Source organism: Rhodovulum sp. PH10 (assembly GCF_000293785.1).
GTDB lineage: Bacteria > Pseudomonadota > Alphaproteobacteria > Rhizobiales > Xanthobacteraceae > Rhodoplanes.
Map to the genome: position 1 here is coordinate 23,532 of NZ_AKZI01000100.1, position 6,719 is coordinate 30,250.

Here is a 6,719-nt window from a genome sequence, read left to right on the forward strand (position 1 = left end):
TTCATGAACGTCGTCCTGTTCTGCCACGCCTTCACCTCCTGCTGGAACCACGGCAACGCCCATTTCCTCCGCGGCGTCGCCCGCGAGCTTTTGCGCGCCGGGCACCGGGTGGCGGCCTACGAGCCGGCAAACGGCTGGAGCCGCACCAACGCGTTGCAAGACGGCGGCGCCGAGGTGCTCGCCGAGTGCGAGCACCTGGTGCCGGGCGTCGCGATCCGGCGCTACGACGCCATGCCTGAGCTCGACGAAGCGCTGGACGGCGCCGACCTCGTGCTCGCCCACGAATGGAACGAGCCGGCGCTGATCGCCGCGCTCGGCAGGCGGCGCGCGCAGGGCGGCCGTTTTCTCCTGTTCTTCCACGACACCCACCACCGCGCGGTGACTGCGCCCGACGAGATCGGCCGCTTCGATCTCGACGGCTACGACGGCGTGCTCGCCTTCGGCGAGGTGTTGCGCGAGGTCTATCGGTCGCGTGGCTGGGGCCGGCGCGTCTTCACTTGGCACGAGGCGGCCGACACCGCGCTGTTTCGTCCGCTCGATCGTGAGAAGGAGCGCGACCTCGTCTTCGTCGGCAATTTCGGCGACGGCGAGCGCGACGCCGAGCTGGAGCAGTTTCTGCTCGGCCCGATCACCCGGCTCGGCCTCGCCGCGCGCATCCACGGTGTTCGTTATCCCGACCATGTTCGTGCGAAGCTGGCGGCGCAAAACATCGACCATGCCGGCTGGCTGCCGAACCACCGCGCGCCGGAAGCCTTCGCCCGTGCCCGCCTCACCGTGCACGTGCCGCGCCGGCCCTATGCCGCGGCGTTGCCCGGCATCCCGACCATCCGCGTGTTCGAGGCGCTCGCCTGCGGCATTCCGCTGATCAGTGCGCCGTGGGACGACGCCGAAGGCCTGTTTCCTCCCGGCGCGTTTTTACGAGCCGCCGACGGCGATGCGATGGCCGCCGCGCTGAAAGCCGTCCTGAGCGATCCGGCGCACGCGGCGGCGCTCGCCGCCACCGGCCTGCAGGCGATCCGCGAGCGACATGGCTGTTCGCACCGCGTCGCCGAGCTTCTCGCCATCTGTGCGCAGCTGCGCGAAAGCACCGCACCCGACACTCTCGCCCCCGCAGAAAGGGTCGCCGCAGAATGAGGATCGCCTTTTTCGGCTCCAGCCTCGTCTCGTCCTACTGGAACGGGGCCGCCACCTATTATCGCGGGCTCCTGAAGGCGCTCGCCGCGCACGGCGTCGACGTCACCTTCTACGAGCCGGACGCCTATCAGCGCCAGCAGCACCGCGACATCGATGATCCGCCGTGGGCGCGGGTGGTGGTCTATCCGGCGACCGAGGCGGGCTGGCAGCGCGCGCTGATCACGGCGGCCCGCGAGGCCGATCTGCTGGTCAAGGCGAGCGGCGTCGGCGTGTTCGACCGCGAGCTGGAGATCGCGGTCGCCGCGGCGGCGAGCGCCACCACGCGCGTCGCGCTGTGGGACGTCGACGCGCCGGCGACGCTCGATGCGGTCGCCGCCGACCCGAGCAATCATCTGCGGGATGCGGTGCCGCGCTACGACGTCGTGTTCACCTATGGCGGCGGCGACGCGGTGGTCCGGGCTTACGAAGCATTGGGCGCGAAGCGCTGCGTGCCGATCTACAACGCGGTCGATCCCGACACCCACCACCCCGTGGCACCGCGTGAAAATCTGCGTTGCGACCTCTCTTTTCTCGGCAACCGCCTGCCCGACCGCGAGGCGCGGGTGGAGGCGTTCTTCCTCGACGCGGCGGCGCGGCTGCCGGAAAAATCCTTCCTGCTCGGCGGCGCCGGCTGGGACGACAAGCCGATGCCCGCCAACGTGCGCCGGCTGGGACACGTCGGCAGCGCCGATCACAACGCGTTCTTCTGCTCGTCGCGCGCCACCTTGAACATCAACCGCGCCAGCATGGCGCGCTACGGCTTCTCGCCGCCGACCCGGATCTTCGAGGCGGCCGGCGCCGGCGCTTGTCTGATCACCGACCGGTGGGAGGGCATCGAGCAGTTTCTCGAGCCGGGCGTCGAGATTCTGGTCGCGGACTCCGGCGCGGAGGTCGCCGCCGCGCTCGACGGTCTCGACGATCTTCGTGCAGCCACGATCGGAACCGCGGCGTGCAAGAAGGTGCTCGCCGCTCACACCTATGCGCATCGCGCCCGCGAGGTGCTCGACGTTCTCGGCGAGCCGGCGCGCCGTCACGAGGCCGCGGAATGAGGCTGAACATCGTCGTTCTCGGCTTGTCGATCACCTCGTCCTGGGGCAACGGCCACGCCACCACCTATCGCGCGCTGATCGAGGCGCTCGCCGCGCGCGGCCACGCGGTGACCTTTCTCGAGCGCGACGTCGCGTGGTATCGCGCGAACCGCGATCTCGCCGATCCGCCGTGGTGCCGGGTGGCGCTCTATCGGGATTTTGCCGAGCTCGGCCGCTTCGCGCCGCTGGTGCGCGACGCCGATCTGGTGATCGTCGGCTCGTTCGTGCCGGAGGGCGCGGCGGTCGCGCGCTGGGCGACCGACACGGCGGCGGGCATCACCGCGTTCTACGACATCGACACCCCGGTGACGCTCGCCGGCCTCGTGCGCGGCGATATCGATTATCTCGACGCGGCGGTGATTCCCCTCTTCGATCTCTATCTCTCCTTCACCGGCGGGCCGACGCTCGCGCTGATCGAGCAGACATTCGGCGCCCGCGCCGCGCGGCCGCTGCACTGCGCGGTCGATCCGAAGATTCACGCGCCGCAGGACGTCTCGCCCACGCTCGCGCTCGGTTACATCGGCACCTACAGTCCCGATCGCCAGCCCCCCCTCGAGCGTTTGCTGATCGAGCCGGCGCGCCGTCTCCCACAGATGAGCTTTGCGGTCGCCGGCCCGCAATATCCGCCGGACATCGCCTGGCCGGCGAACGTCGCGCGCATCGACCATCTGCCGCCGCACGAGCACGCGCGCTTCTATTGCAGCCAGCGCTTCACCCTCAACGTGACGCGCGCCGACATGGTGGCGGCCGGCTTCTCGCCGAGCGTGCGGCTGTTCGAGGCGGCCGCCTGCGGCGTGCCGATAATCACCGACCGCTGGGCCGGGCTCGACACCTTCTTCACGCCGGGCACCGAGATTCTGATCGCCGACGGCGGCGCCGAGGTGATGGAGATCCTGCGCGAGATGCCGGAGGAGCGCCGCCGCGCGATCGCCGACGCCGCGCGCCGTCGCGTGCTGCGCGACCACACCGCGGAGCACCGCGCGGCCGAGCTCGAGGCGCACGTGGACGAGGCCCGCACGCGGGCCGCAGACCTCGCCCGGCCGCGCGCGGCGACGCTCGACGCGGCGGCCCGGACGATCTCAGGAACTCACGGCGCGCCGAAGGTTTGTACCCCATAACCTTCATGGAGGACGGTGCGTGGTCGCCAACAAGAAGCTCGACATCGTGATCACGGGCGGCGCCGGCTTCATCGGCTCCCATCTGTGCGACCGCCTGGTTCAGAAGGGCCACCGGATCGTCTGTATCGACAATCTCGACACCGGCCGCATCGACAACGTCCGTCCGCTGGCGAACCACCGCAACTTCACCTTCGTCGAGGGCGACGTGCGCGAGCCGCTTTCGATCGACGGTCCGGTCGACCGCATCTACAATCTCGCCTGCCCCGCCTCGCCGCCGCATTATCAGCGCGACCCGATCGGCACCATCCGCACCTGCGTGCTCGGCGCCCAGCACGTGCTCGAGCTCGCCCGCGCCACCGGCGCGCGCGTGCTGCAGGCCTCGACCAGCGAGGTGTACGGCGACCCGGAGATGCATCCGCAGGCCGAGAGCTATCGCGGCGCGGTCAATCCGATCGGCCCGCGTGCCTGCTACGACGAGGGCAAGCGCTGCGCCGAGGCGATGTTCTTCGACTACCATCGCGTGCACGGCGTGGCGATCAAGGTGGCGCGCATCTTCAACACCTACGGCCCGCGCATGCTGGAGAACGACGGCCGGGTGATCTCCAACTTCGTCGTGCAGGCGCTGCGCGACCAGCCGATCACGTTGTACGGCGACGGCACGCAGACTCGCTCGTTCTGTTACGTCGCCGATCTGCTCGACGGGCTCGAGCTTCTGATGGAGAGCGATCCCGCCGTCACCGGGCCGGTCAATCTCGGCAACCCGCGCGAGATCAGCGTGAAGGAGATCGCCGCCATGGTGGTGGCGCAGACCCGCTCGCGCTCCACCCTCGCCTTCGCGCCGCTGCCACAGGACGATCCGCGCCGCCGCCGCCCCGACGTCGCCACCGCCGCGCGCCTGCTCGGCTGGCAGCCGCGCATCACGCTCGAGGACGGCCTGCGTCCGACCATCGACTATTTCGCCCTGGCGGTCGCGCGCTCGTCGCACGGCACGCCGCGGGTCGACGACTCGGCGCCACAGCGGCACGAGACGAGCGCGCCGCGCGCGCGCCGCGCGCCGCTGACGGTGGTGCGAGGCTCGGCCTGACCGGCTCGCTCACGCCGCGTCCGCGCCTCGTTCTGCACCCGTCTCGCCTGCGCCGTCTCGCCTTCGGCCGGCGCGCACCATTCGTCGGCCGAGCGCGGCGAGACGCAGGTGCACACAACCTTCGTTAAACATTCTCCGTCATGCTCCACCGAACAGTGCGGGCAGCGCGTCCCGCCGGTGGAACAACGCGATTGTCGTGATTATTTGACAAATGCGACGTCCTGTATGAGACCTGCGCTGGAGCCTGCTTCGAGACAGAAGCAGCGTCCCCCCGAACGCCGTGCACCGGCGAGACCGACGACGCCCGCGAGCGAACCACCCGCGCCCACGGAGCCCATTCCGAACCACATGAACACCGCCCAATTCGACTTCGTCCGCGTGCTCTATGCCGAGGAAGCGGTGAACGTGCTCGCCCAGTACGGCGACCACGCGATCGTGCTCGCCGGCGGCCAGTCGCTCATTCCGCAGCTCAGCCTTCGTCCCGCCCAGCCTCGGGTGGTCATCGACCTCGCCCAAGCCGCCGATCTCCGCACCATCGAGTCGACCCGCGACAGCGTGCGCGCCGGCGCCATGGTGACGCACGCCGCGATCGAGGACGGCCAGGTGCCCGATCCGGTGCCGGGCTTTCTGCCCTATGTCGCGCACGGCATCGCCCACCGCTCGGTGCGCAACCGCGCGACGCTCGGCGGCAGCGTCTGCTACGCCGACCCGTGCGCCGACTGGCCGACCGTGGTGATCGCGCTCGGCGCCGAGATCGAGACGCTGTCGCCGCAGGGCCGCCGCACCATAGCGGCGGCCGAATTCTTTCCGGCCGCGTTCGAGACCGCGCTGCGCCCGGCCGAGATCGTCACCGCGCTGCGCTTTCCGCGCCATTCGCGCACCACCCGCTGGGGCTATTACAAGGTCCACCGCACCTTGAGCGAATCGGCCGACGCCATCGTCGCGGTGGTGCACGACGCCGAGCAGGGTTTTACGCGAGTGATTCTCGGCGGCCTGAGATGTCCGCCGGTGCGGCTCGAGGGCGTGGAGGCCGAGATTTTGGCGGGGCGGGTCTCCCCCGACCGGTTCGACCTCGCACGCTGCGAGGCGATGCTCGCCGACGTGCCGGCCGCGGTCGCCGGCAATCTGCACAACTACGCCTTCTCGCTCGGCCGGGCGATGCGCTCGGCTTTCGCCGGCTGAGGCGGCCTCCTCCGCTCCCACTCTCCGTCCCGCCGGTGGGAACCGGTCGCCCGCCGGGCCGGTTGTCCGGGCATGACCGAACCCGCTTTCGATCCCCCGCTCGCGCTGCGCGACGAGCCCGTGCCGCTTCGCACGCTCGACGAGGCGGCCGGCTGGCTGCGCCTGCACGGCCCCGGCCACGGCCACAACTGGGAGGGCGTGCTGCGTCGCCTGCAGTCGGCCTCCTCCACCGCCGAATGCCGGGATGCCGCCGCCGCCTTCCGCGGCTGGCTCGACGCCACCGGCCTCTTGGTGGGCTTCGCCCCGCCGGACGAGACGCGGGCGCCCGGCACCGTCGCCGGCCGGCGCGACTGAGCGGCGACGAAACGAAGACACACCCCCGACCCGCCCCCGACCCGGAGGAGATTTTTTCGATGGATCGTGACGAGAGCGCGGCCGCGCGCCGCCGGACCGCACGCTATGCCGACGAGCCGGAACTCGGCCCGGCCGACCGCGCCGCCCTGGAGGCGCCGGCCGGCGAGGATTTGGACCAATCGAGCCGCCCCGAGCGGGTCACCGACGACGCTGTTCGCCGGGAGGACGTCGGCGCGGTGCCGCGCTCGGCGGTGACGGGCCGCCACGACCCGGGATCCGGTGCCGACGAGACCGACGGCCACGACGCCACCACCGAAGCGACCCGCCGGGCCGCGGAAGACGTCGCCACCGGCGACGGCACCGAGGATCGCCCGCGCGAAACGCCGGTGTTCGAACGCGGCGGCCTGCCGAAGATTTAGTTTTTTGGCGCCAGCCGGACCGCCCATCTGAGGACGAACAGGTGACGCCGGCAGACGAGAGGGCGAGGCGGCGAGCCCGGTCGCTCCGCGAGAGGTGGTGACGGAAAAGCCAGAGCGGGGACGCGCTGCCGGGGCGGAAACGCCCCCTCACCCGCTCGCGTCCCTCGGGACCTCTCCCCGCATGCGCTACGGCATGCACACAAGGGCAAAAAAGCGTGGGATTTCGATGAGAAAGGTGGAGCTCGCCAGGAACTCCGCCGTCATCGCCGGGCTTCGACCCGGCGATCCATCAAACCGAGAA

7 protein-coding genes are annotated in these 6,719 nt (G+C 70.8%); all 7 read left to right on the forward strand.

Translation table 11 applies throughout. From position 1 onward, the window contains the following. Positions 1–3: 3 nt before the first annotated feature. The 7 genes from A33M_RS16285 (at position 4) to A33M_RS16315 (ending at position 6,418) form a co-directional block, all read left to right on the forward strand. The gene (locus A33M_RS16285) at positions 4–1,134 is read left to right on the forward strand and encodes a CgeB family protein (protein ID WP_008389267.1); all 1,131 of its coding nucleotides are present in this window, start codon (positions 4–6) and stop codon (positions 1,132–1,134) included. Next, on the forward strand, positions 1,131–2,222 hold the full coding sequence (locus A33M_RS16290; protein ID WP_008389269.1) for a CgeB family protein: 1,092 nt from the start codon (positions 1,131–1,133) through the stop codon (positions 2,220–2,222). Before A33M_RS16285 ends, A33M_RS16290 begins: the two co-directional genes overlap by 4 nt. Next, positions 2,219–3,379 carry a CgeB family protein gene (locus A33M_RS16295; RefSeq protein WP_052027091.1) on the forward strand — a complete coding sequence of 387 codons (1,161 nt, stop codon included), beginning with the start codon at positions 2,219–2,221 and terminating at the stop codon, positions 3,377–3,379. Before A33M_RS16290 ends, A33M_RS16295 begins: the two co-directional genes overlap by 4 nt. Before the next feature lie 19 nt (positions 3,380–3,398). Further along, on the forward strand, positions 3,399–4,463 hold the full coding sequence (locus A33M_RS16300; protein WP_008389271.1) for a UDP-glucuronic acid decarboxylase family protein: 1,065 nt from the start codon (positions 3,399–3,401) through the stop codon (positions 4,461–4,463). 348 nt (positions 4,464–4,811) lie between these two features. Further along, a complete protein-coding gene (locus A33M_RS16305) occupies positions 4,812–5,645 on the forward strand; it encodes an FAD binding domain-containing protein (RefSeq protein ID WP_008389275.1) in 834 nt (277 codons plus the stop codon). A 72-nt stretch (positions 5,646–5,717) separates the two neighbouring features. Beyond that, positions 5,718–5,999, forward strand: coding sequence for a hypothetical protein (locus A33M_RS16310; protein ID WP_008389278.1), 282 nt, complete (start codon positions 5,718–5,720; stop codon positions 5,997–5,999). Positions 6,000–6,058: 59 nt separating this feature from the next. Then, complete coding sequence (locus A33M_RS16315; protein ID WP_008389280.1) at positions 6,059–6,418, forward strand: hypothetical protein; 360 nt, start codon at positions 6,059–6,061, stop codon at positions 6,416–6,418. The last annotated feature ends 301 nt before the right edge of the window (positions 6,419–6,719 follow it).